This window comes from Streptomyces sp. NPDC005195 (assembly GCF_040608315.1).
In the GTDB taxonomy this organism is placed as follows: Bacteria; Actinomycetota; Actinomycetes; order Streptomycetales; family Streptomycetaceae; genus Streptomyces; species Streptomyces kaempferi.
In genome coordinates this window covers 1-1,565 of sequence record NZ_JBEXHZ010000312.1, presented here as the reverse complement: position 1 = coordinate 1,565, position 1,565 = coordinate 1, and the positions used below count along the sequence as shown (strand labels likewise).

The window sequence follows — 1,565 nt, the reverse complement described above, 5'->3', positions numbered from 1 at the left end:
GGAGCAGCTGCTGCTCGACGCGGTCGCCGAGCAGGCCGCGGCCGTCCTCGGCCACTCCTCGGCCGCCGAGATCGAACCCGAGCAGTCCTTCAAGGAACTCGGCTTCGACTCGCTGACCGCGGTCGAACTGCGCAACCGCCTCAACGCCGTCACCGGCCTGCGGCTGTCGGCGACCCTCGTCTTCGACTACCCGACCCCCGCCGTCCAGGTCCGCCACCTGCTGACGCAGCTGGACCTGCCCGACCCGCCCGGCGGCGCGCAGGCCCTGCTGGGCGAACTGGACCGCCTGGACGCCGCGTTGAACGGCACCGACGTGGACGACACCGAGGACCGCGCCCGCGTCACCGACCGGCTGCGGGACCTGCTGGCCCGCTGGTCGGGCGCGCCGGTGACGGTCACCGGGACCGAGGAACCGGACGCGGGGGACGGCGAACTGGAATCGGTCGAGACCGCCGACGATTTGTTCGACCTCATCGACAGGGAGCTGGGAACGACGTGACCACGGCAGCGGACGCCCGCACGGCGGCGGCACCCGCCGCCGCGGACCACCCCCCTACGGGAGCCGATCCCTCCCCTCGGGCACTGGACCTCCCCACTCCGGCACCGGCTCCCGCACAGCGGACACGGTCCGGCTCGGGTCAAGGAAGTGAGACACGTGGCTGACGACGGCAAGTACGTCGAGTACCTCAAGCGGGTGACGGCGGAGCTGCGGCAGACCCGCCGGCAGCTTCACGACGTGGAGGAGAAGCAGCGCGAGCCCATCGCCATCGTGTCGATGAGCTGCCGCTTCCCCGGCGCGGTGGCCACCCCCGAGGACCTGTGGCGGCTCGTCGACGAGGACGGCGACGCCATCGGCCCGCTGCCCGCCGACCGCGGCTGGGACATCGAGGACCGCTTCGACCCCGACCCCGACAAGCCCGGCACCTTCTCCACCCGCGAAGGCGGCTTCCTCGGCGACGCCGCCGCGTTCGACGCCGGCTTCTTCGGCATGAGCCCCCGCGAGGCCCTCGCCACCGACCCCCAGCAGCGGCTGCTCCTCCAGGCGTCCTGGGAACTCCTCGAACGCGCCGGCATCCCTCCCGCCACGCTGCGCTCCAGCGCCACCGGCGTCTTCATCGGCGCCGCAACCTCCGGCTACGGCCAGGGCCCCGTGGAGGTCCCCGAGGACGTCCACGGACTGATGCTCGCCGGCAACGCCACCTCCGTCGCCTCCGGCCGCATCTCCTACGTCCTGGGCCTGGAGGGCCCCACCGTCACCGTCGACACCGCCTGCTCCTCCTCCCTGGTCGCCCTCCACTGGGCGGTGCAGGCCCTGAGGTCGGGGGAGTGCGACCTCGCCATGGCCGGCGGCGTCGCCGTCATGGCGACCCCCGGACTGCTCTTCGAGTTCAGCCGGCAGCGCGGCCTCGCCGCCGACGGCCGCTGCAAGGCGTTCTCCGACGACGCCGACGGCACCGGATGGTCCGAAGGCGTCGGCCTGCTCCTGGTGGAGCGCCTCTCCGACGCCCGCCGCAACGGCCACCCCGTCCTCGCCGTCGTCCGCGGCTCCGCCGTCAACTACGACG

The 1,565-nt window shown here is 73.4% G+C and carries 2 protein-coding genes; both read left to right on the top strand.

Annotation, left to right across the window (positions count from 1 at the left end):
- The coding region (locus tag ABZV34_RS39265) for a phosphopantetheine-binding protein (RefSeq protein ID WP_356288025.1) at positions 1–499 on the top strand (499 nt) is incomplete at its 5' end.
- A gap of 156 nt (positions 500–655) precedes the next feature.
- The coding region (locus ABZV34_RS39260; protein ID WP_356288022.1) for a beta-ketoacyl synthase N-terminal-like domain-containing protein at positions 656–1,565 on the top strand (910 nt) is incomplete at its 3' end.